Source organism: Paraglaciecola sp. T6c (assembly GCF_000014225.1).
Classification (GTDB): Bacteria; Pseudomonadota; Gammaproteobacteria; order Enterobacterales; family Alteromonadaceae; genus Paraglaciecola; species Paraglaciecola atlantica_A.
Window position 1 is genome coordinate 4,164,222 of record NC_008228.1, and the last position, 22,791, is coordinate 4,187,012.

At 45.4% G+C, this 22,791-nt stretch carries 18 protein-coding genes and 2 tRNA genes; 6 read left to right on the forward strand and 14 right to left on the reverse strand.

Annotated elements, in window-relative coordinates:
* Window positions 1–6: 6 nt before the first annotated feature.
* The 5 genes from PATL_RS17780 to PATL_RS17800 all read right to left on the reverse strand — a co-directional run bounded on the left by PATL_RS17780 (window position 7) and on the right by PATL_RS17800 (window position 7,605).
* The gene (locus PATL_RS17780; protein ID WP_011576200.1) at window positions 7–1,605 is read right to left on the reverse strand and encodes a tetratricopeptide repeat-containing sulfotransferase family protein; all 1,599 of its coding nucleotides are present in this window, start codon (window positions 1,603–1,605) and stop codon (window positions 7–9) included.
* A 97-nt stretch (window positions 1,606–1,702) separates the two neighbouring features.
* Window positions 1,703–4,153 (reverse strand): TonB-dependent receptor, encoded by a 2,451-nt coding sequence (locus PATL_RS17785; protein WP_041714038.1) that lies wholly within the window; start codon window positions 4,151–4,153, stop codon window positions 1,703–1,705.
* A gap of 567 nt (window positions 4,154–4,720) precedes the next feature.
* Window positions 4,721–5,911 (reverse strand): NO-inducible flavohemoprotein, encoded by a 1,191-nt coding sequence (hmpA, locus tag PATL_RS17790; protein WP_011576202.1) that lies wholly within the window; start codon window positions 5,909–5,911, stop codon window positions 4,721–4,723.
* A gap of 95 nt (window positions 5,912–6,006) precedes the next feature.
* A complete protein-coding gene (locus tag PATL_RS17795; protein ID WP_011576203.1) occupies window positions 6,007–7,275 on the reverse strand; it encodes an NnrS family protein in 1,269 nt (422 codons plus the stop codon).
* Window positions 7,276–7,605, reverse strand: a complete 330-nt coding sequence (locus tag PATL_RS17800) for a hypothetical protein (RefSeq protein WP_011576204.1) — start codon at window positions 7,603–7,605, stop codon at window positions 7,276–7,278. It lies immediately after the preceding gene.
* A 249-nt stretch (window positions 7,606–7,854) separates the two neighbouring features.
* Between PATL_RS17800 and norR the strand changes: the two genes are divergently transcribed.
* On the forward strand, window positions 7,855–9,444 hold the full coding sequence (gene norR / locus PATL_RS17805; protein ID WP_011576205.1) for a nitric oxide reductase transcriptional regulator NorR: 1,590 nt from the start codon (window positions 7,855–7,857) through the stop codon (window positions 9,442–9,444).
* A gap of 57 nt (window positions 9,445–9,501) precedes the next feature.
* Here norR and PATL_RS17810 read toward each other — a convergent pair whose 3' ends face one another.
* Window positions 9,502–10,467: an MBL fold metallo-hydrolase gene (locus tag PATL_RS17810; RefSeq protein ID WP_011576206.1), complete on the reverse strand. Its 966-nt coding sequence runs from the start codon at window positions 10,465–10,467 to the stop codon at window positions 9,502–9,504.
* Between the two features lie 322 nt (window positions 10,468–10,789).
* Between PATL_RS17810 and PATL_RS17815 the strand changes: the two genes are divergently transcribed.
* Window positions 10,790–12,091, forward strand: a complete 1,302-nt coding sequence (locus tag PATL_RS17815) for a methyl-accepting chemotaxis protein (RefSeq protein ID WP_011576207.1) — start codon at window positions 10,790–10,792, stop codon at window positions 12,089–12,091.
* Between the two features lie 41 nt (window positions 12,092–12,132).
* On the opposite strand, the gene cynS is transcribed toward PATL_RS17815, so the two are convergent.
* From cynS to orn, 6 genes are all read right to left on the reverse strand, one after another.
* Window positions 12,133–12,579: a cyanase gene (gene cynS / locus PATL_RS17820; RefSeq protein WP_011576208.1), complete on the reverse strand. Its 447-nt coding sequence runs from the start codon at window positions 12,577–12,579 to the stop codon at window positions 12,133–12,135.
* Window positions 12,580–12,637: 58 nt separating this feature from the next.
* Complete coding sequence (locus PATL_RS17825) at window positions 12,638–14,380, reverse strand: bifunctional protein-serine/threonine kinase/phosphatase (protein ID WP_011576209.1); 1,743 nt, start codon at window positions 14,378–14,380, stop codon at window positions 12,638–12,640.
* Window positions 14,367–15,233: a formate/nitrite transporter family protein gene (locus PATL_RS17830; protein WP_011576210.1), complete on the reverse strand. Its 867-nt coding sequence runs from the start codon at window positions 15,231–15,233 to the stop codon at window positions 14,367–14,369. Before PATL_RS17830 ends, PATL_RS17825 begins: the two co-directional genes overlap by 14 nt.
* Before the next feature lie 753 nt (window positions 15,234–15,986).
* A tRNA-Gly gene (locus PATL_RS17840) sits at window positions 15,987–16,061 on the reverse strand.
* A gap of 50 nt (window positions 16,062–16,111) precedes the next feature.
* Window positions 16,112–16,186, reverse strand: a tRNA-Gly gene (locus PATL_RS17845).
* A gap of 173 nt (window positions 16,187–16,359) precedes the next feature.
* Window positions 16,360–16,905, reverse strand: coding sequence for an oligoribonuclease (orn, locus tag PATL_RS17850; RefSeq protein WP_011576211.1), 546 nt, complete (start codon window positions 16,903–16,905; stop codon window positions 16,360–16,362).
* Window positions 16,906–17,017: 112 nt separating this feature from the next.
* On the opposite strand from orn, the gene rsgA reads away from it, so the two are divergent.
* The 4 genes from rsgA (at window position 17,018) to PATL_RS17870 (ending at window position 20,671) form a co-directional block, all read left to right on the forward strand.
* Complete coding sequence (gene rsgA / locus PATL_RS17855) at window positions 17,018–18,046, forward strand: small ribosomal subunit biogenesis GTPase RsgA (RefSeq protein WP_011576212.1); 1,029 nt, start codon at window positions 17,018–17,020, stop codon at window positions 18,044–18,046.
* 160 nt (window positions 18,047–18,206) lie between these two features.
* A complete protein-coding gene (gene asd / locus PATL_RS17860) occupies window positions 18,207–19,067 on the forward strand; it encodes an archaetidylserine decarboxylase (protein ID WP_011576213.1) in 861 nt (286 codons plus the stop codon).
* 2 nt (window positions 19,068–19,069) lie between these two features.
* Window positions 19,070–19,936 carry a DMT family transporter gene (locus PATL_RS17865; RefSeq protein WP_011576214.1) on the forward strand — a complete coding sequence of 289 codons (867 nt, stop codon included), beginning with the start codon at window positions 19,070–19,072 and terminating at the stop codon, window positions 19,934–19,936.
* Between the two features lie 9 nt (window positions 19,937–19,945).
* Complete coding sequence (locus tag PATL_RS17870; protein ID WP_011576215.1) at window positions 19,946–20,671, forward strand: glycerophosphodiester phosphodiesterase; 726 nt, start codon at window positions 19,946–19,948, stop codon at window positions 20,669–20,671.
* Between the two features lie 65 nt (window positions 20,672–20,736).
* Here the strand turns inward: PATL_RS17870 and PATL_RS17875 are convergent, their stop codons facing one another.
* Together PATL_RS17875 and PATL_RS17880 are read right to left on the reverse strand one after the other, a co-directional pair.
* Window positions 20,737–21,147 carry a MerC domain-containing protein gene (locus tag PATL_RS17875; protein ID WP_011576216.1) on the reverse strand — a complete coding sequence of 137 codons (411 nt, stop codon included), beginning with the start codon at window positions 21,145–21,147 and terminating at the stop codon, window positions 20,737–20,739.
* Between the two features lie 160 nt (window positions 21,148–21,307).
* Window positions 21,308–22,588, reverse strand: coding sequence for a methyltransferase (locus PATL_RS17880; protein WP_011576217.1), 1,281 nt, complete (start codon window positions 22,586–22,588; stop codon window positions 21,308–21,310).
* Window positions 22,589–22,791: the final 203 nt, after the last annotated feature.

The following is a 22,791-nucleotide window of genomic DNA, read 5'->3' on the forward strand; positions in this document are numbered from 1 at the left end:
GGCGATTTAGGATTCAAATGGGATCTGCTGTTGCTTAAAGAAGGTTTCAAGCGCCTGAGTATGTTGTCGATAATGCTTCCAGCGGCCGATTGAGGATTGATTGATCGGTTGTCGCACTTGGACTTTGCTGGCTGTTGACACAGGGGCTTGATTGCGCTCTACATGCAAACACTCTTGTTGCCATGACAAACCACAAAATGACAGTAAATCACGAATATTGGTCTCAGGATTGCGCACCAAATCTTCATAATTAAGTAGCTTGAAGTTATCCGTGCCCGTGGCCTGCCATTGATGTACCAGCGTGTGAAAGCGACTATAAAAGCGCCCGATATTCTGCAAATTATAGGCGTAGGCATAGTACGGGCTATTCAGTGAAAACAACTGGCGATAATTACCGACACTGGTATCCATTGGGTCTCGTAGTAAACAAATGATTTTTGCATTAGGTAAAGCGCGACGAATGAGGCCAATGTAGAAAAAGTTAAACGGTAGCTTATCCACAAAATGGGGAGTATCTCCCACTATGGCTTGCGTGCGTTGAATATACCGCTGGCCTATTTTTGCAGGCTCAATTTGCATGGCTTTGCGCAATGTTTCTACGTCTAACACCGTGGGTGATGGCGTTTTGGCTAACTCTTTCACTGCCACGCCAAAATCTTGTAGTTCTCCCGCTGATAACACCTCGCTATGATTACTTAGGATACGCTCAACTAACGTGGTGCCAGAACGAGGCATGCCCATCACAAAAATGGGCTGGTGCGAGCTATCACCCGCTTTAGCATAATCACCCGCTTGAGAATAATCGCGGTCTAAATCCTTGAGCTGGGTTTGCTCTACGCAATCGAAAAACGCGGCATCGTCAGCAAATTCATAACCGATACTCGCCAGCTTCGCGCTTTTGGCATTTTCAAGTACATCAAATGCGCTAGTGTAATCTTTTAGTCCTTCGTATTCTTTAGCCAGTGCGTGGGCAATATGCATGGCACCATCAACCGTTTTGGTGCGTTTCGCAGCGGCTCGAAGGCGTGGAATATGATTGTTATCAGCACTGATGCCACCTAAGTCTGCCAAAGCAAAGTGCGCTTGGTTATAATCTGGAGCGATGCTAATGGCTCGCTCAAAATGTGCTCTAGCATCCTCAAACTTACCTGCGAATTTACTCGATACCCCAGCGTTATAGTAAAAGTGCGCATTATGTTTATCTAGCGACAACGCCTTACTGAAATACCCCAATGCTTTTTCATGCTGGCCAACTCGGCTAAGTGCTACGCCTAGTGTATCAAGCGCAAGGGGCTTGCTGAGCTGTTCAAGAGGCGCATTGGCTGTGGCATCAAGTACAGATTGTGATTCACCGCGCAATGAATGGCATTTGGCTAAATAGGCAAAGTATTCAGCTTGCGGCGCGATGGCATTCGCTTTTTCAATTAACTTAATCGCCTTGGCAATTTGACCGACTTCGAGGTTGATCATAGCCAATAAAAAATAACCATCGTGATCGCATGGATCCTGTTTCACGATCTGTACGCACACGCTATGGGCTTTAGCAAAATCACGCTGATTAAGCGCATAAATGGCTTGTTGATGCAGTTGCTTAATATCTAGCATAGGTTTCTTGTCACTTTATATGGAACTGGGCTGCTTTGTTCACTTATAAAAAAGGGCACTCAGCGCCCTTTTTATGCATTAAGAATTTTAGCCTAAACTACATCTCAAATTGGTAATTAAATTTAAGCCCAACTGTGCGCGGTCTCTCTAAGTAATGACCATAGTAACGCAATATATCACCTCGGTTCGAGTTAGTATCAGGGGCTACCGCCAAACCAATATCACCCAAATCATTTCGTGATGAGCTCACGGCGTATTTGTCAAAGAGGTTGTCCACGTAAAGGGTGACCGACCAATCTTCGTCAGACAAAGACGCGCTTAAATTACTTAGCGCATATCCTGAAATAATTTCGCCAGATTCGTGCAGGCCTATTTTAGAGTAAATATCGCTTTGCGCCGTTAGGCCGTAGGTCACATCTAATAATTTATCGCCAAACACTTCTGTAGAGTATTTAACTCCAAGGGAGAACTGGTGCTCCGGCGAACCTGGTAGGCGATCGCCGTCAAGGCCATCAGAGTCATCGAACAACTGAGCTACATCTTCGGTCAATTCAGCTTTGGTGTAAGCATAAGTGGCATAGGCACTGAATTCATCGCTAAAAATTGCGCGTGACATCATCTCAACGCCTTTTGAATTAGCTTTGCCGGCATTAACCAAAATAGTCTGCTGACCATTTTCCGTGGTGCCCGTGACTTGAGCGTCATCCCAATCCACGTTGAACAAGGCCATATTGAAATGGAATCTGTTTTTTAGCCATGTGCTTTTCAAGCCAAGTTCGTAATTGGTTGTGGTATCAGGTGCGTAAATTTGCTCATCGGGTAAAGCGCAGACTTCTTGTGTATCCCCTGATAAGTCGGGAGGACAAGCCCCCACACCATTTGAGCCACCAATACGAAAGCCTTCGCTGACCGTGACATACCCCATCACATCAGTCGTAATTTGATAACTGGCGTTAAACTTAAACAAACTCCCACTGTCGTCGGCTTCATTTTCAAGGGGGATCAAGATAATTTCATCTCCTTGCCTAAAGTCTTCAGCACCTTCTTCAACCGAAATAGAGGTATACAACAAAGGTAAATCAACGTCAGATGCGGTTTCTAAATCGTATTGATAAAAACGAGCCCCTAAGGTGATATCTAATTGCTCAGTGACCGCATAACTTACTTCCCCATACAGGGCTTTTTCAGTTACTTCTGTTTCATCAAACGATATGTATTCGAGATCATCAGTACGTAAATTGCCTCCTGTTTCCCACGTCTCTATCGCATATTCATCGAAGTTCGGCGTGAACTCTAAGCTTCTGCCGTCGCTTTCAATCTTGTTATAAAAAACACCCGCGATCCAACTTAGGTCAGAATCATTTTTAGATACCAAACGTAGCTCTTGAGTGAAGATATCTCGATTGTCTTCTTCTCTGGTGTAACTCGAAAACGCAGGAAACTCTTCGTAGCTATAGGCAAGGCGGATCAATAAATCGGTTTGATCTCGCTGACCAACCGCTTCGAACGTGGATTTGCCTGTTGCGGAGACCAACTCAGCAAACCCCAAATCAACGGAGAGCTCTAAACTGAGCAAGTCGTCTTCTTTTTCACGGGGCTCTTCGTAGCGATAAGCTGATTCGTACTTTCCGATGATGTCATTCAAACCATTATCTGGCGATAATCCGTTGTAATGAACAATAGAGCGCCCTTCCACTTCTTGCTTTTGATACATATAAGTCAGTGTGGCGTCAATGTTTTCGGTGGGTGTCCAGCGCAGGGCAACGCGGCCTGAAAGGGTATCTTCGCCGTTAGCATCTTTTTTCGAGCGCAGGTTACTGTCAACATCCCTTGCATCTGTCCAATCAGGATCAGCAATGGAAACCCCACCTTCACGCACTAGGTAGTTATAATCAACAAAACCGGGATCATGGAATTTGTTTAGCGACATACGCACGCCAAGCACGTCTTCAATCAAAGGGGTATTGAAAACAAAGCCCCCCTCTGCACCGACACTATCGCTCTCATTTACGCTAAACACATTGCCTGTGACTTCACCAGAGGTGACATCTAACTCTACCTTATTAGGCAAATAACGAATGGCTCCGCCTAGGGTGCCGGCGCCGTAGAGGGTACCTTGTGGACCGATTAATACTTCAACGCGCTGAATATCGTTCAAGCGCATATTAATGAATAGGGGAATTTCACCCACATAAGTTGATACGGTGCCGCCGTCTGAACTTGGGCCTGAAGAGTTGGTATTTAACCCACGTACGATAATAGGAGAGTCATTACGCCCGCCCTGATCAGTAATGGTTAAACCCGGAACCCAGCGGGCTACATCGTCTAAGTCGGCGATATTTTGCTCAGCCAAGGTATCAGAAGTCAGGGCGGTAATGTTCAACGGTGCTTCCTGCAATGAACCAGCGCGGCGTGTCGCTGTGACTTCGATAGTTTCAATTCCATTCTCTGCGCTTTGCGCCATAACCGATGGGATTGGCGCAAACGTGGCTGAAACTGCCAAAGCAATTGATGTGTGTTTTGTTAGGAAGCGTTTAGTGATCGCCATGTATGTGTTTCTCTTTTTTGTAGTGAACGGTTTTAATTGTGAACAGTTGCGTAATTCGATGTTAATCCCAGCTAGCACAGCAGGTTTCATGCCTGCTTTTCTGATACTTTAGTGCATAGTCCGAGTGAAAAAAGCGCCGAAAATCTGCGTTATGCAGATATTTATGCACTAATTGTGGTTTTCTATAGCGATAAATTTAGAGCGCACCTTAATGATGCATTGTGTAATGAAACTCAACTAATCTTTGCAAATATTGAGGTTTAGCTACGATTAAACTGGAATACGCACCAAATATAAGTGGTTAATCGTGCATAACTATTCAGTTTTTTATGAATCAGAGATATGAAAAGCAGCAGTTTTACGCGGTAAACCGATACCTTCACTACAGGGATATGCAGCCAAAGTTTAACTAACACAGTATCAAGCTAGCCGCTAAACGGTTTCAGCGCCTAAGTGCTTTTACCAGTTACTCTGGGCGTAAAGCTACGTAAATGACAATCGATACAGCGCTGTACTAAAAAAGATAGCAACGCAATTTTACGTATACGCTGCTATCAGCACTTTCCATTATAAATCGCTATGTGGACCAAATACTTCGTAGTGGATCTGTGCGTCTTTAACACCCAACTCGAGCAATTGTTTTTTGACAAATGCCATAAAGCCAGTGGGGCCGCAAACATAAAAATGACCGCTACTGATAGGCAAATCATCCCCAAGGGGCGCTAGTGACATTAAGCCAGTAGTGACGCTGTCAGCCTTAGGTGCTTGGCTTGCATACCAAGTATGCGTGCTAAGTTGTGGTGTATTTTTTTCAAGTTCAGCAACTCGCTTGATGAAGGAGTGTTGCTCTGGGTTTTCACACGCATGCAAAAAATGTATTGGCGTCGTTGGGTGGCTCTCAACTGTCGCTTCCAGCATCGACATCATCGGCGTTAAGCCTACGCCAGCTGAAATAAGTACAGTAGGCAAATGTTGGTTCTGCTGAAAAAAGTCGCCTGCTGGTGGCAATACATCAATCACGTCACCTTGCTCGACAGAGTCATGCAAATGATTTGAAACTAAACCCTTAACTTCCCCCTGCTCCCGCTTAACACTGATACGGTATGTTTCACCATTAGGTTTGTCTGATAACGAGTACTGACGCATTTCACAGAACTCAACGTGTTTCGGTTGTACTTTGACCCCCAAATATTGACCAGGTTTATAACCTACAACAGGTTTGCCATCCACCGGCGATAATACAAAACTAGTGACCAACGCCGATTCCGGCGTTTTGCTTAGCACTGTGAATTGTCGCGTTCCTAACCAGCCTCCGTGCGCTTTTTCAGTTAGGTTATACAAATCTTCTTCCCGGTTGATAAATATTCCTGCCAACGCGCCGTAAGCCTCAACCCAAGCTTGCTCTACATCAGGGGTAAAGGCTTCAGGGGCTAATTCCCGCAGCGTTTCGATAAGGTGGTGGCCCACAATATCGTAGTGCTCAGGTTGAATAAAAAAGCTGGTGTGTTTGTGTGCCACCCGCTCAACAACCTCACCTAACGCGCTCAAGTTATCGATATTTTTTGCGTAAGCGGCAATCGCATTAAATAATGCAAATTGCTGACGGCCATTGGCCTGATTCGCCATATTGAATATGTTTTTCAGCTCAGGATTTAAACGGAACATACGTTGATAAAAATGATCGGTAATGGCTACGCCGGCGGACTCCAAAAGGGGAACAGTACTTTTAACAGTGGCGATAGTTTGAGCGGATAACATATAAAATCTCTTGCTGTGAATGATGTTGATGTGAGTAAAAACAATAAAATATGGTGGTCAGTAAACGTCGTTGTATACCGGTCTAGATAGCCTTTTTAGCCTGGTTTTCCATCGACTCTGGCCTTGGTTAACACGGGCCAGTAATACACAAAAAACAGAATAAAGGCTGTTGACCAGAGCCATGCACTAAGTTGCCAAAAAAGGAGTACCTGCTCGCTAAGCGATGCGAATACACGTACGAAACCTGCGACTAAAAGTAAAGCAAATGCAGCACTTATACCGCGGGATACGACTAACGCCCTCCCTGTATGTCCCAGTGACACTCGCGACATCATGCTTAAGATCATGGCCGAAATAGCGCTGATACTGATTAAGTGCAAGCTATCTTTTAAGGGTAAGCAGGAAGTCAATAAACTTACCCCCACCAGAGACAAGCCGATAGCCATGGCAAGGTATGCAAAGTGCAGTGACCATAACAATGAGACCGCCCAAACGCCCTGGGCAAACCATTGTCCCAAGCGCCAAAGATGTCCCACACCAAGTACAACCAAAACGATTGCAGTAAGAGTAGAAACAGGAGTAAAAAATTGAATGATAAAAAGTGCAACCGCCAGCAGAGAAAAAACCAGCAGCACTAAATCGAATCTAGGGTGTTTTACCTGCGGGCGGTTTAAGGCTCTGGCCGTGAAAAAAGGGATCACTCGGCCACCAATAACCGTGATTAACACACAGAATAAGAGCACCGCACTTTGTACCAACTGCGACGCCATTACATAGGCCTGCTCATTGACGAGCGCAAAAAAGATGAGGTTTAGGCTAAACAGACCGCCCAATAAAGCGATGAGTATGTAATTAGAGGTATTTCTTGCTTTAATGACCAGATAACTGAAGCATCCAATCACACCCAGCCACCATAGTAATTGGCTGCATATGAAAAAACCTAGGCCCCACGGCGCGGCGCTGGATACCCCACTTATCCGTGCGACAATCCACAGTCCACTTAGCATGATTAGCCATACACCATGAGCACTGCGAAGCCCTGTCCAGGTTTGCACAGCGGTCAGCAGAAAGCCTACGGCAATCATTGCGGCAAAACCAAATACCATCTCATGGGCATGCCATAAAGAAGGTGGCAATACGAAAGAATGTGACCCATGCCCGCTAAACCACAATGCCCACACTATCAAGGCAATGACAGCCCAAAGCGCCCCTAGCAAGAAGAATGGCCGAAAGGCGAGTGACCATACAGCGGCCTGAGGCAACCCCAGTGCGGTTTCTTTTTTGCTCAAGGGCTCAGCGGGTTGGGCAAACTGGATGGAAGATTGACTCGATGCGCGCTTCTTCGATACTGCTGTTTTCGTCATCTAGAGCACCCGCTTATGTTGTTCATATTGCGCAATACACCGCACCACGTAAGCGACTTTCAGCACGCTAGCGCTGACAATGATCATAAGATGGCTTGCCACCTGAATTGGCATTGAAAAAAAGTGCGATAAGGGGTAACTCACTGCGATACATACCATGAGCAATGCCAGAGACACCGATAAGGTTATATTCGCAAACGTGAACAATGCGCCAAAGCGCTTGGATACACTCTCGTTATTGACAACGTCCATGTACCAAGTGGCTATGTCGGTCATGCCTACGTTGGTCATTTGGGTATTAGTCATGTCATTTGCGATAACGTTATTCATCAGTGCCCCCAGAGTGCGCTGCTCAAAACCTGTTTTGGTTCTGCGTCAGCAGAGATACACTTTAGATAGCACCTTTAATGCCAATCAATAACTATAATATTATCAATTACTTAAATATTAACCCTGTCATAAAGAGTCATATTGACTCTATTAATTATGAGTCATAAAGACTCTAAAAAGTCTTTATGACTTGATACATTTAATGGCATTATTGTCATCTGCACATCAGCATTGCCCAGTGGAGCCCCTATGATGGAACTTAATTCAACGCTTCTGTTAGAAGTGGCATTAGATCTCGCCAACAGCATCACCAATGAAGATAGGTTCGACAGATTGCTATCCTCGATTAGAAAAGCAATTAATTGCGATGCAGTTGTATTGTTGGTCTACCAAGGCGAACAACTTAAACCATTGGCAATACAAGGGCTGGCAACCGATACTCTTGGGCGGCGTTTTAACCTCAGCGATCACCCTCGCCTTTCGCTCATTTGCTCAGGAAGTCAGCCGGTGCGCTTTGCATCAGATTCCCCATTACCTGATCCTTACGATGGCTTGTTGCTCGCAAAAGAAGGCGACTTACCCGTGCATTCGTGTATGGGTTTGCCCTTGTATAGCGACAATCAACTGATGGGCGTCGTGACCCTTGATAGTCTCAGCCCTGAAGCCTTTTCAGAAATCCCCGAGCGAACATTGCAGCTAATCACTGCGCTGTCAGCCGCCACATTGAAAACGGCTATGCAACTGAGTGGGTTGGAACAGCGCGCACAACAAGCACACGATTTAGTGCAAGAACTTACGAACGAAGCACTAACACGAGATGGTGGCGAGTTAATCGGCAATAGTCCTAGTATGCTCGCCCTTAAAAGTGATATTCAGTTGGTCGCGGGCTCTGACTACACTGTGCTGATATTGGGCAAAACAGGCGTGGGTAAAGAATTGGTTGCCCGAACATTGCATCAACGTTCTAATCGAGGGACCCAGCCTTTGGTGCACGTTAACTGTGCCTCGATTCCGGAAACCTTGGCGGAAAGTGAATTGTTTGGTCACGGAAAAGGTGCGTTCAGCGGCGCCGAAAAAGAGCGCGCCGGCAAATTCCAATTAGCCGATGGAGGCACGATATTTTTAGATGAAATTGGTGAATTGCCCTTAAGCGTGCAAAGTAAATTATTACGCGTGTTGCAAAGTGGCGAGATTCAGCCTGTAGGAAAGGATCAAGTATCAACAGTCAACGTACGCGTAGTAGCCGCGACTAACCGAGACTTAGCACAAGAAGTTAAAACTGGGCGTTTTAGAGCTGATCTTTATCATCGCCTCTCCGTGTACCCTATCAACGTGCCGGAACTAAAAGAGCGCGGAGATGACGTATTGTTACTCGCAGGTTATTTCTTAGAAGTGACCGCTCGCAAGCTAGGTATTCGCCAACTAAAAATCCCAAACGACGTACAACAGGCCCTAATTGCCTATTCTTGGCCTGGCAATGTAAGGGAATTAGAACACGTCATCAGTCGTGCCTCTTTGAAGGCAACGCGCAGTAAGAATCAACACAACATTATCTCACTTAGCACAGAAGATTTAGACTTTGAGCGTGGAATGCCGTCAAAGATCAACCTGAATCAACCAATCCAAGTGAGGGAAGTATTAGGCAGTAGCGAAGCACAGAGTCTTAAAACAATGACGGAAGCTTTTCAAGCTCAGATGATCAGCCGCACTTTGAGTGAGCATCAAGGCAATTGGACGTTGGCCGCTAAACAATTAGAGATGGACAGGGCCAACCTTGCACGATTGGCAAAGCGGCTCGGCGTACACGTACAGAAAAACGTGAACAATCAAGCATTTTGATCATGTGTTTTAATTAGCCAGCCTTGATTACGAACGTTCACCAAGGCTGGCACATAACTAATGTAAGCGGCGATAATTCGCAGGTACCCATTCAAAACCGCTTTTCGTTTCACGCACATGACCCAATCCCGGGAATTGCAAATGCGCCCCCGCCATCAGCGCTTTACTCTTAGCAACGAGAGAAAAAATCCGTTCACGCTGTTTTTTAGCCTGCTCAGGAGCTGAGTCGAAATCAATGGTGACCTCTGGATGTGGGAATTGTACTGCCCCTGCATGAATAAGATCGCCAATAACCCACATTTCCTCACCATCATTTTGCACAAGATAAGATGTGTGCCCTGGCGTGTGACCGTGAGTCGCATCAGTCTTAATCCCTTTTACAATTTGCTCGCTAGCGTCAAATGCACTGATCTTATTGGCTTTCACGTAAGGATTTAAAGACGCCATCGCGCCTTGGAAAAAACCTTTATTCGCCTCTGGCGCCTTACTCATTTCCTTATCGCTTAACCAAAAATCAATGTCCCGTTGGTTCGCATGAACCGTAGCATTGGGAAACACTCGCTGACCGTCTTTTGATAAACCACCAACGTGGTCAGGATGTAAGTGAGTGATCAATATGTGATCAACATCGCTCGGGGAGTATCCCGCTGCACCTAGGCTTTTTGTAATGTTTCCCAATGTGGGGCCAAACAAGTTACCCGCACCTGCATCGATGAGTACAAGTTCATCACCCGTATCAATCAAATAACCGTTGACTGAGGTTTCCGTTGGTACTGATAAAAATGCCGCTTCTAATTGTTGCTTTGTCGTATTGCTGTCTTGATGCAGTAATGCATCCATAGGCAAATCAACGGTGCCATCATTAAGGGCGATAATATCGAACTGACCAAGCTGAGTGCGATAGAAACCTGGGGCAAATTTATCAACCGAATTTTGTTGTGCAACTGCTTGATTAAAAGCACTAAAAGGTAATAGCAAGCCAGAGGCTAAAACTAGATAACGGATAAATTTCATAACTTTCATGATGTATACATCCTGCACTTGATGAGTTTTTTACACATTATCACCTTTATTTCTGCTCTAGAAGAGGGAGATCTGGTGTATTAATGAGCCAACTCCGTGGCAAACCCTCTGAAATGAGCCTTCTATAAGTATAAAAACTGCACAAACCTTGGAAAGTAGTGGAAATAACCAAAATCGGTTTACCTCACCATTTTAACTGCATTTAGGTGAAATACACGCGCTAAAAGTAGGCGTATTAATATACTATAACATTTAGCATCACCAGTAGTGATGGGTAAGTATTTTTCCATATTATTTAATGATGTAATAGAGGTTGGTGACTATGTTTTTTTCCCGTTCAACAGCAAAAGCAGACACTCCCATTCCAGAGAGTTTCGAATCTTGTTTTATCCATTCTTTGGAGCGCCATTGCGCCACAATTTCGTTTAATACAGATGGCATGATCCTAGATGCAAATTCGCTTTTTTTAAGCACAGTTGGCTATTCTTTAGCCGAAATTAAAGGGCAACATCACCGCATGTTTTGTAGTGCGATGGAATCAGGTTCGCCTGAGTATCGCTCGTTTTGGGCAAATCTTGCACAAGGGGAAAGTGCAAGCGGCACATTTTTACGCAAGCGCAAGGACGGCGCAGATATATGGCTTGAAGCCACGTATTTCCCAGTAGAACAAAACGGGAAAATAGTACGTATTGTCAAAATAGCCAATGACATCACGGTTGAAAAAGAGCACTTAAATAGTCAGACCGCTATTTTTGAAGCCCTCAACCGCTCCAGTGCCTTAATTGAGTTCACGCCACAAGGCGAGATCATCAGCGCGAATGAAAACTTTATTCACACCATGGGCTACGCAAGTGAAAAAGACATTGTAGGTAAACATCACCGCATGTTTTGTACAGAAGACTTCTACCAAGAAAATCCCAACTTTTGGCGCGAACTAGAACAAGGTACATTTAAAGGTGGGCAGTTTAATCGCCTCACTCGAGATGGCAGCACTATATGGCTAGAAGCCACTTACAACCCTGTGTTGAATGCGCAAGGTCAAGTCATCAAGGTTGTTAAGATTGCATCCGACATCACTTCTCGCATTCAAAAGCAACTGGCGACACAGGAAGCCGCAGAGATAGCCTACAGCACATCCATGCAGACCGCTAAGATATCCAAAGATGGCGCAGTGATCTTGCAACGCACAGTTGACACATCGAATGCCATCGTAACCAGTACATTGACTTCCACTGATTTAATTGAGCAATTAAATAAACGCTCAGAGGAAATATCAAAAATAGTAACGACCATTAGTTCAATCGCTGATCAAACCAACCTACTGGCTCTTAATGCGGCTATCGAAGCAGCCAGAGCAGGCGAATACGGTAGAGGTTTTGCGGTGGTGGCAGATGAAGTACGCACGCTGGCGGCGCGCACTGTGAGTTCAACTGCAGGTATTGAGCAACTGGTAACAAACAACAGTGCCCTGACTCAAAAAGCGAAAGACAGCATCGGCGACATTCATCAGCAGTCTTTGCAAAGTGCCAAGCAAGTTGAAGAAGCAGCGACGATCATCGAAGAAGTGCTAACAGGGGCGAAATACGTCAGTGAAACAGTAGATCAGTTACGAAGTGAGAGCTAAGTAAGCGCCCTGGGTGTTATGCACCCAAGGGGCAGCTTCATTTAGTAAGATTTATAGGGCAAGAATTTACCTGACAAGCCAATGCTGACTCTGTCACCAGCGCTATTTTCTTCTCGCTGAATATCCATTGAGAAATCAATTGCACTCATAATGCCATCGCCGAATTCCTCGTGGATCAGGGATTTAATGGTCGAACCATATACGTTGATCATCTCATATAGCCGATAAAGCAACGGATCACTAGGCACCGCCTCCGTGAAAGTGCCTTTGTAAGGCACGACCTGTAACCACGCCTCAGCATTTTCGTCTAAATCAAATAACTTGGCCACGACCCCGGCTTGCTCTGAATTAAATGTCATTTGCCCTAAGCACCCTGCGGTGGTCCATTCTTTTGACTGACCCACTGCTTCTGCGACGTCTTGCCACGTAATACCTTTTTGTACTTTTGCGACCAATATGGCTTGGGTAACTTGCTCTCTGCTTTGCATTGTTTCTCTCCTAAATAAGAATCTAACTTGTTTCTTAAGTTGTTGGTTAAGTTATAAATTACTGTAAATATAGATAAATGAAGTAAAGGTTACTGATAAGTAACGCACATGCCGTACCTTGCCAAAATGCCACCGGGTTTCGCTGCATAATGGGCGGCTTCGATTGACGCACAAAATCGGCATTGGGGTGACGTAAGTCGTGTATAAACTCTGAAAGCTCGGCATACCGTTTGAAAGGGTCCACTTTTAACGCTTTAGCGAGCGTTGCATCCAACCACGCCGGTACTGGGCTTTTTTCGTCACGCACAGACTGATAAATAAGGCGGTTTTGCTGTGCTCGGGTACGAGTTTTGGCGACATGAGTAGCATAAGGAAAACGCCCACTTAACATGTGATACGCCAATACTGCCAACGAAAAAATATCTGAACGTGATGTGCCTACGTCACCCAAAAAATATTCAGGCGCCATGTAAAGTGCGGTGCCAAGTAGTTCACTGTTACCACAACCTTGACCGATTTCTTGCAAGCCTGCGACGGTGGTTGAGCCAAAGTCGATAATTTTCACCGTGCCTTTTCTGTCGATCATGATGTTTTCAGGTCGAATATCTTGATGCAGCATGTCCAGACGATGAAATGCCTGTAGCCCTTTGGCCACCTGCTCAATAATGCCTCTCACGACTTCTAAATCAGGTTTAGGGTTGTCCGTTAACCACTGGCTCAGAGACTGACCCTCAACATATTCAGCGACGCAGTAAATATACTGTTTGGGGTGCTCTGCAGGAGGTACGTGCAACACGTGTGCGTTATGAATACGCCTGCCTATCCACTCTTCAAGGCAAAAGCGCTCTAAGTACTCATCGCTATCGGACAAATCGACAGAGGGTGTTTTTAAAACCCACTGCTTATGCGTTCTCTCGTCATCAACTAAATACACGTGACTACGGGCAGACACATGCAATGAACGTACTACTCTATAGCCATCCAACTGCTCACCGACATGTAGTACAGGCGGTAAGGGCAAGGCGAGCATCCCTTCAGTTATTGGCTTGTCTTGGGTTTGGCTTAATTCACTAATATAGGCGAGCTGCAAAGAAAGATTGTCGTCGCTGCCCTTATCGAGCGCGGTTTGAACCAAAGCGCGTGCTAACGCATTAATTGACTCTGGATCAGTTAGCGTTTGAATTGATGCAAGAGAGGTTAATAAATCTTGTGGGGGAAGAAACTCATGCACCCCGTCAGTACAGAGAATGAATACATCTTCTTGGCAAAGTGCCACACTCGTATAATCGATGTCTAACTGGCTATGCATGCCCAGTGCTCGACTCAAATAGCTTTGCCCTTGAGCAGCATACTGGCGGTGGTCATTCGACAGTTGTTCCAGCACACCGTTACGTAATAAGTAGACGCGGGCATCACCCACGTGAAAAATGTGCGCCGTACGCTCTTTAAAGATGATGGCACTGAAGGTGCAAACATAGCCCTTCTCTATATCGTAGCGAAATTCGCTTTGCTTGGTGTAACCGTGCAGCCAAGCGTTAATCGATTGCAAGACCCGCTTAGCAGACGTTTCAACAGACCAGGCTTCAGAGGTTGCATAGTAGTCTTGTAAAAAACTGTTCACTGCGGCTTTACTCGCCACTTGACTAACGCTGCTGCTACCGATGCCATCGGCCATGGCTAATACTTGGCCTTTTAATCGACCTTGGGCATCGTTCGCACTGTGACTACCACAGTAATCTTGATTAACAGATTTAAGGCCAGCAATAGACTGCTGGCCGACTGTTAACTTAGCGAGATGCATGCTCAGCGACTGAGCTTGCAGCTACGTCAGAGCGTTTGCTATAAGGCAAATCACGTTTTTTACCGGTACGCACGTGCGTGCTATACAAGGTTAATCCAGTAAAGGCTAAACCACCGACTAAGTTACCAAGGGCCGTTGGAATTTCATTCCATACTAGGTAATCCATCACCGAGAAATCGCCACCTAAGATGATGCTGAAAGGGAATAAGAACATGTTAACCACGGAATGCTCAAAGCCCATAAAGAAGAACAAGAAGATAGGCATCCACATGGCGATAACTTTACCGCTTACGTGAGTTGAGATCATTGCACCCACCACGCCTAATGACACCATCCAGTTACACAGCATACCGCGAATGAAAATAGTGAACCAACCAGCAGTACCAAACTCAGCGTAACCTAAGGTACGCGCTTCGCCGATTGATGCGACTTTCTTACCAATAGCACCTGGGTCAGTGTTAAAACCATACGTAAAAATAAACGCCATCATGATAGCAACGGTTAACGCACCGCAGAAATTACCGATAAAGACTAATCCCCAGTTGCGCAATACACCTTGAATGGTGACGCCGGGCCGTTTATCGAGCAATGCCAATGGCGTCAAAACAAATACACCTGTTAGTAAGTCAAAGCCCATAAGATAAAGCATACAAAAACCCACCGGGAACAAGATTGCACCGATCAAAAACACCCCTGTTTGTACCGCGATAGTGATGGCAAATACTGCCGCCAATGCCAATATAGCGCCTGCCATGTAAGCACGAATGAGGGTATCCCGTGTTGACATGAATATCTTTGCTTCCCCTGCGTCTACCATTTTGGTGGCAAACTCTGATGGTAATAAATAAGCCATTTTGAACCCCGTTTAAGTGTATGTGTTTAGCCAGTGATTAAAATGGTTCGGGTATTTCGTTAATTTTGACCTTTCAAACAAACAAAAAAAAACGGCGTCAGTCTTTCCACTAAAAAGTAGAAACACTAGACGCCGTCGTCAGAATTAATTTGTTTGAGAGGGCAAAATCACCCGAACTCGCTAAGCTCTTTACAAATCTTATGCCAAAATAATAAATACAATACTTTCAGTGATTTATCTCGTCTACCTTAAACCTAGATGATTCACCATGGTGCACAGATAACGCGCAAGAGACAGCCAGCGCTACATTTTGGCGCACTACATTTTGGCGCACTACATTTTGGCGGACTACATTTCGGAGTACAGATTTTGAAGTACAGATTTTGGAGTACAGATTTTGGAGTACAGATTTTGGAGTACAGATTTTGGAGTACAGATTTTGAAGTACGGATTATTGACGCGCTATTTATGTGTGCACAAGTTTTCAGGGAAATTGATAATATACAGAGCATAAAAAGGCCCTGGAGAAATCTTAGGTTTGAATAACCGCGTTGAGCTCGACGCTCGATGGTGACCTCAACCTTGGAAAGGTTAAGCCGTGCAGAACGTCGAGATATTTCTTGAAATTGAAGCGATAACCGCGTTACGGGAAACGAGACTCATATCAGCTAACCGCTTTGCGGTCGACGCTCGATCGTGACCTCAACCTTGGAAAGGTTAAGCCATACAGAACGTTGAGATATTTCTTAAATTTGGAGCGGGAAACGAGATTCGAACTCGCGACCCCAACCTTGGCAAGGTTGTGCTCTACCACTGAGCTATTCCCGCATACTGATGTTGTGCTTGGTATGTATTTTTGACTTTATCACCTACAAATTTGGAGCGGGAAACGAGATTCGAACTCGCGACCCCAACCTTGGCAAGGTTGTGCTCTACCACTGAGCTATTCCCGCATCGCATCATGATTTGTGACAAAATCATCCGCTGTCATCAACAGCGGGTGCGCATTTTACAAAAACTAGCGTGGGACGCAAGCCCTAAATTGCATTTATACGAAATTGTTTAGCTTGAGTGCTCAGTTTATCGGCATTACGCTGAAGAAAAGCGCAAAGCGGGTATTTTCACTTTAAATATTGAATATGTGTTGACGATAAAACACGAGCTCTGCAATCGACTCGCGAATGTCATCTAGTGCTAAATGCACGCCTTTCTTGCTGAAACCTTCTAATACTTCTGGTTTCCAGCGCTTAACTAATTCTTTTAGGGTGCTTACATCAATATTGCGATAGTGGAAGTAGTCTTCAAGCTCCGGCATATACTTCACCATAAAGCGGCGGTCTTGACCTATGGTATTACCGCATAATGGCGAAGCCCCCTTAGGCACGTATTTTTCGAGAAAGCGGATGGTTTCGGCCACTGCGGTCTGCTCGTCTACCGTACTTTTACGGCTGCGCTCGGTTAATCCCGATTTGCCGTGGGTGTCGATACACCATTGGTTCATGTTGTTGAGCACGTCGTCAGATTGGTGGATCGCAAGTACCGGCCCTTCAGCCAATATATTTAAGTTGGCGTCCGTCACGATAGTGGCTATTTCTAGCACCACATCTACTTCAGGATGCAATCCCGTCATTTCCATATCAATCCAAACAAGGTTTTGTGCATCCACCGCCATGGTTTCTCCTAAAATCGCGCTAAATTAAGTTGTTGTACGGAATTGCTATAATTCCGATCGAGCTAACGTTACCATAATACTAGATATTAGAAGCAAATGCAGATATTCACCTGTGGCGAAAAAACCAAAACTTACCCATAAACAACGTCGACAAGTCTCACATAATCGCACAAAGCGGTTAGCTGAACCGGCAACCACCCCCACCGACGATCAATTAGAAGATCAGCAATCCGGTCGAGTGATCGGCCGTTTCGGTAAGCATGCCGACGTGGAAGACAAGGACGGCAATATTCATCGCTGTCACATCCGCCGCACCGTGCTAAGTGTAGTGTGTGGCGACGATGTGCTATTTCGCCCAGGCAAAGACGGCACTGAAAGCATCAGTGGCGTAATTGAAATAGTACAAGACCGTAAATCGGTGCTCACGCGCCCCGATTTTTACGACGGCGTAAAACCCGTGGCCGCCAACATTGATCAAATCATAATCGTGAGCTCGGTCATACCGGCCCTGTCTTTAAACATTATCGATCGCTACTTGGTGGCCTCAGAAGACGTTGGAATAGAACCCGTTATCTTGCTCAACAAAGTAGAACTGTTAAGTGCAGCTGAACGTGAACATGTTGAAGAACAATTACAAATTTACCGAAATATTGGCTACCGCGTGGTGTACACAAGTTGTAAAACCCGCACCGGGATCAGCGATCTCGCTCTGTGTTTGAAAGACAAGGTTAGTGTATTTGTCGGTCAATCAGGTGTAGGTAAATCAAGCTTGGTCAACGAATTACTACCTGAAGCCAAAGAGATTACCAATGAAGTATCGGATAACTCTGGCTTAGGCCAGCACACCACGACCACAGCCAAGTTACTGCACTTCCCACAAGGCGGTGATTTGATTGATTCACCTGGTGTGCGCGAATTTGCTTTGTGGCACATGCCCATGGAGCGCCTGACCTGGGGCTTTAAAGAATTTAGAGATTACATAGGTGGGTGTAAATTCCGCGATTGCACGCATGCTGACGACCCAGGTTGTATCATTCGAGCGGCTGCAGAAAAAGGCGATATCAGCATGCTACGCTATGAGAGCTACCACAAAATACTGTCAAATTTAGATGAGCAGCGTCCTTCGCACAGTAAGGTATAACAATACGGTGAGGATTCTGGCGACGTACGACAAAGGCGTCAAAATTTCTCACCATTATTAACTAGCATATAGCAGTTCGTGCTTATCATCCTTCCCACTCAATAAATTATTGCTGTACAATCGTTGGTGGTAAAAAACTTTTCGTTTTAGGATTCTCATTTTGTTCGATTCGATAAAAATTGCATTGCAATACATTACACCTAAGCATCTGATTTCACGCTTAGTAGGTAAACTCGCCGCCGCTAAAGCGGGTGGCTTAACCACTGGGTTAATTAAGCTATTTATTAAACAATATAAGGTGAACATGGCCGAAGCTGAGCGTGAAAACCCCGCTGATTACGCTTCGTTCAATGAGTTTTTCACCCGCGCTTTAAAAGATGACGCCCGCGTTATTTGCCCTAACGAGCAAGACTTAGCGATGCCAGTAGATGGCGCAGTAAGTCAGTTAGGCGACATCAAGCACGACAGTATATTTCAAGCAAAAGGCCATGATTACAGCCTAACGACTTTGTTAGGCGGTAAACCTGAATTAGCGACTGCTTTCAAAAACGGTAAATTTGCCACTGTGTATTTATCGCCGAAAGATTATCACCGCATTCATATGCCCATGGACGGCCAGCTAACTGATATGGTGTATGTGCCTGGTGAACTTTTTTCTGTTAGCCCGTTAACCGCTGAGCGTGTACCAGGTTTATTCGCCCGTAATGAACGCGTCGTGGCTATTTTTGATACCCCAAAAGGCAAGATGGCCATGGTGTTGGTGGGAGCCACCATTGTTGCCAGCATTGAAACCGTTTGGGCAGGCACAGTGTCACCACCGGTAGGTAAAAATGTTGTTCATTGGCAGTACCCAAGCGAAGGTGAAGACGCTGTTTTTCTTAAAAAAGGTGACGAGTTAGGTCGCTTCAAATTAGGTTCAACCATAGTGGCGTGTTTTGAGCCTGACATGGTGGAGTTCGCAGATTATAGCGCTGGAGATGACACTCGCCTCGGTGATGTTTTCGCTACTCTGACTCAATAGTCGTGGACCCGGTTAAAAAGAGCCTGTGGTCTCTACACCTCACTGTTATCTTGTTGGGGGCAACGGCACTTTTCTCAAAAGTGATCCCCCTGTCAGCGACTGATATCACCTTCGGTCGCTCCATAATTGCTTGCGTCGTGTTATTTTCGTTAGTCAAAATGACTGGCGGTAAGCTGTCCCTTGCCCGTAAAAAAGATTACTTCATCGGCATTGGTTTGGGGATTTTGATGGCTGCCCATTGGGTTAGCTATTTTGCTGCTATGCAGTATTCGAGTGTGTCTGTTGGCATGATAGCCTTATTCACGTTCCCTGTTATAACGGTTTTAATTGAGCCCTTCTTCGAGGGTATTCGCTTAGTTTGGCAAGATATATTAAGCGCGCTAGTGGTGTTTATTGGCATATTTTTGATTGTGCCTGAGGTGTCTTTAGAGAACGATGTCACGTTAGGTATTTTGGTTGGTATCTTGTCAGCCGTGCTGTATGCCTTTCGCAATTTATGTCACAGGAAATACTTTTCTCACTACAGTGGTTCGCTGGCTATGGCGTACCAAACCTTAGTGATCTTCTTTTGTCTAAGCTTTTTTATTACTCCAGAATTGTTAAACGCGAGCGGCCAAACGTATATTTATTTGGCATTGTTAGGTACGTTTTTTACTGCTGTGCCTCACGCACTAATTGCCACCAGCTTACAGCATTTACGCGCAAAGACCTTCTCATTGGTCGCGTGTATGCAGCCCCTGTACGGCGTTATCTTGGCCATATTAGTGCTCGACGAGCAACCCAACTGGCAAACTTATGTGGGCGGATTATTGGTGATATCTGCTGCTTTGTACGAAACTGTTAACACTCAGAAATTACACAAGAAATAGGTCGATTCTATGCTTGTTTTTGCTCATCGCGGGGCCAGCGCCGATGCCCCCGAAAACACCTTGCTTGCTATCAACAAAGCACTTGAACAGGGCTGCGATGGTATTGAGATAGACGTTCACCAACATGGCGATAGGCTGTTATTAATCCATGACCATTGGTTGCATCGCACGACCAGTGGCACAGGCCAGCTTAGTGAGCATAGTTTTGAAGCTCTGCAGCAGCTTGATGCAGGATTAGGCGAGCGCATCCCGACTCTTTGGCAAGCCATGGCGCTAATTGCGGGGCGTTGCATACTGAACATTGAAATAAAAGGCGTAAGCGATGTTCAGCTGGTTTTGGACAATATTGAAAAAGCCATACATGAACTTAATTTCACGTTAGATCATTTCATTGTTTCATCTTTTGATCATCATTTGCTGCGCAGTATTAAACAGCATAAGCCTGATTTAAAGATTGGTGCATTGACCGCCAGTAAACCTATCGATTATGCAGGTTTTGCGCAAGCTCTAGGGGCATATTCGATCAATGCTGATGTTACCTTCGTGGACGAGGCATTCGTATTGGACGCCAAACGCAGAGGCTTGAAATTTTTTGTGTATACGGTTGATCAACCAGCAGATTTAGCGCAACTGGTAAGCTGGGACGTAGATGGTGTGTTTAGTAACGGTCCAGGTAAAGCAAAAATGTTCATTACCGATTTAGTCACACTTGGTGGGAGTTTCGCTAAGTCATAACAGGGCGTTACATTGACTTAGCGGTTTATATTAACGCTGCACTCATTGCCGCGTTAAAGAAGATATCAGTCAGTGGAGCAACTGCTTTCAGACTCGCAGCTATGACAGCTTTGACATAATTTTAGATTCACCACATGAGCACCAACAATCAACATTGCGCCAATGGCAATGGTAAATGGCTCATAGGTTTCGCCAAACATGTCTTTATTCCAATAAATAATCCCGCCAAGCATTAAACTATACAAAGGGTAAATTTGGCGGTGATAACGATAGAATCCAGACAATAACGCCCAAAATCCTACGATCATAGACAAAGACAAAATAGTACGCTCAAACCAATCTTGCGCAAAAAAGCTCGCGCCGATCAAAGGCAGCAAAGGGATAAGAATAGGCAAGGCCAAACAATGCACCGCACATAGACTAGAGGCCCATATGCCTAGTCTGTCTAATAGCGATTTGTTTTCTGTTGCTTGCATTTCTGGTCAATCCTCAATAAGTTGAACGTTATAATATAACATCAATGAGATTATGCCAAACATTTTCAAGCTGATTTGCAATAAATATTGATCAAAATTGCACTAGCTTATGCTGATTTTTGCAGCGTCTTTCTTTCCATAAATACGTATAAAACTGAAATCATTGAACCCTGACTTTTTGTTTACGGTTAGCCCGCAGCATAAAATTACGCGGAGTTAATTGCCCTGAACAAAATGTGCCTACTTCTACTTGATAACCCTGCTCGTGCATGAAGAGCGCTCGGTCAAGCACTAACCACAATTCCATCGCACGGCGAAAGCAGCTGCGCACCGCTTCGAGTCGGGCAAGCAATACGCGGCGCTGTTCGCCTATTGCTAAATAATGCGCTACTTGCTCAGCATTGGCGTCGAATGTCTGCTGTTTCTGCTGTGCAGCCCATTGGCAAAAGTCACTAAACCCATTGGCCAGTTGGCTTTTTTTCACTGATGGCAAAGGTATGTAATGCTCGGCATCAAGTGTATCTCGCAGCCATGTATCAAAACCCAAACGATAAGTCAGCTCGCGCTCGCGCAAACCTTGCTCGCGAGCGCCTGCGGTGGAAACTTGTTTAACGGCCAATTTTAGGTCGTCTTTGCTGATAGACAGCCCGTGAAGGTGCAGTGACGCTCGCCCTTGATGAGACAAAGCGGAATAAAGCGCATCTTGCGTGAGGTGATAGCAGCAAGGAGATATGACTACGTGTGGCGTATGTGCTTTCGCTGCACTTTTTAATAAACTGATGTGTAAATCGCCACAGGCATGTAAAGCCACTGCACAATCTTTATCTGTTAAATGCGCTGCACTTTGGGCGGCGAGCGCATCACCACACACAAAACGTTGCTGCACATTGGCTTTTTGCGCGAGTGTTAGACCTTTATCACATAACGCCTGTTGCCACTCCACACTGTCTACTGGCGAAGAGGTCGTTAACGCCAGTAAACGTCCAAGATGCCCCATACCTGCACACCACTCAAGAAAGCTATTGGCCTGTTGCGCTGCCCCAAGTGCAAAATAGAAAGCAGTGATCTGCTGCCACTTTCGCCCGCCAATACCATGGCTAAAATGCACCGGCACACCCTCTACCTTCGGCATTCCTAGGGACGCGTTTGTAGCGGGTACATTAGCCCCTTCATCAATAAAAGAGTCAACTTCAATCAACGCGCTTATATCACTTAAAAAGGGTAAATAGGGCGCCATACTGGTAAGGGGATCTGCCTGCGCTAAATCACTCACGGATCGCAAATCTAACCAATCGCAAAGCTCTGGGTAATCTTCGCGCCAAGGTAAATCAGTTTGGTCAAAGGTAGCAAACTGCCATAAACCTCTGTGCTCAGCTAACAATTGCGTAAGCTGCTCAAACCGATAGGCAAGATTAGGATCTGACGGATGAATATGTGACATGTGGTGGATGGCTACTTACGTTAAATAAAGGTTAAAAATAGAGGTCTAAAAAGAGAAACTGAGTCTAGGTGTTCGTCTAGGGTACTATCGACTTAATTGTCCCACGAAATGCGGTTCCAGCGAAATACCTCCCCTGCAAACGATTTTGCCTGCATTGGCTTAAATTCCTTACACTAAGCATTGCTGAATTCCCCCCTTTGGCT

What these genes read in the sequence shown, in the direction of transcription:
- PATL_RS17780 (WP_011576200.1), bottom strand. Translation starts at nt 1,605, where the DNA reads ATGCTAGATATTAAGCAACTGCATCAACAAGCCATTTATGCGCTTAAT.
- PATL_RS17785 (WP_041714038.1), bottom strand. Translation starts at nt 4,153, where the DNA reads ATGGCGATCACTAAACGCTTCCTAACAAAACACACATCAATTGCTTTG.
- hmpA (WP_011576202.1), bottom strand. Translation starts at nt 5,911, where the DNA reads ATGTTATCCGCTCAAACTATCGCCACTGTTAAAAGTACTGTTCCCCTT.
- PATL_RS17795 (WP_011576203.1), bottom strand. Translation starts at nt 7,275, where the DNA reads ATGACGAAAACAGCAGTATCGAAGAAGCGCGCATCGAGTCAATCTTCC.
- PATL_RS17800 (WP_011576204.1), bottom strand. Translation starts at nt 7,605, where the DNA reads ATGAATAACGTTATCGCAAATGACATGACTAATACCCAAATGACCAAC.
- norR (WP_011576205.1), top strand. Translation starts at nt 7,855, where the DNA reads ATGATGGAACTTAATTCAACGCTTCTGTTAGAAGTGGCATTAGATCTC.
- PATL_RS17810 (WP_011576206.1), bottom strand. Translation starts at nt 10,467, where the DNA reads ATGAAAGTTATGAAATTTATCCGTTATCTAGTTTTAGCCTCTGGCTTG.
- PATL_RS17815 (WP_011576207.1), top strand. Translation starts at nt 10,790, where the DNA reads ATGTTTTTTTCCCGTTCAACAGCAAAAGCAGACACTCCCATTCCAGAG.
- cynS (WP_011576208.1), bottom strand. Translation starts at nt 12,579, where the DNA reads ATGCAAAGCAGAGAGCAAGTTACCCAAGCCATATTGGTCGCAAAAGTA.
- PATL_RS17825 (WP_011576209.1), bottom strand. Translation starts at nt 14,380, where the DNA reads ATGCATCTCGCTAAGTTAACAGTCGGCCAGCAGTCTATTGCTGGCCTT.
- PATL_RS17830 (WP_011576210.1), bottom strand. Translation starts at nt 15,233, where the DNA reads ATGGCTTATTTATTACCATCAGAGTTTGCCACCAAAATGGTAGACGCA.
- orn (WP_011576211.1), bottom strand. Translation starts at nt 16,905, where the DNA reads ATGGCGGTGGATGCACAAAACCTTGTTTGGATTGATATGGAAATGACG.
- PATL_RS17870 (WP_011576215.1), top strand. Translation starts at nt 19,946, where the DNA reads ATGCTTGTTTTTGCTCATCGCGGGGCCAGCGCCGATGCCCCCGAAAAC.
- PATL_RS17875 (WP_011576216.1), bottom strand. Translation starts at nt 21,147, where the DNA reads ATGCAAGCAACAGAAAACAAATCGCTATTAGACAGACTAGGCATATGG.
- PATL_RS17880 (WP_011576217.1), bottom strand. Translation starts at nt 22,588, where the DNA reads ATGTCACATATTCATCCGTCAGATCCTAATCTTGCCTATCGGTTTGAG.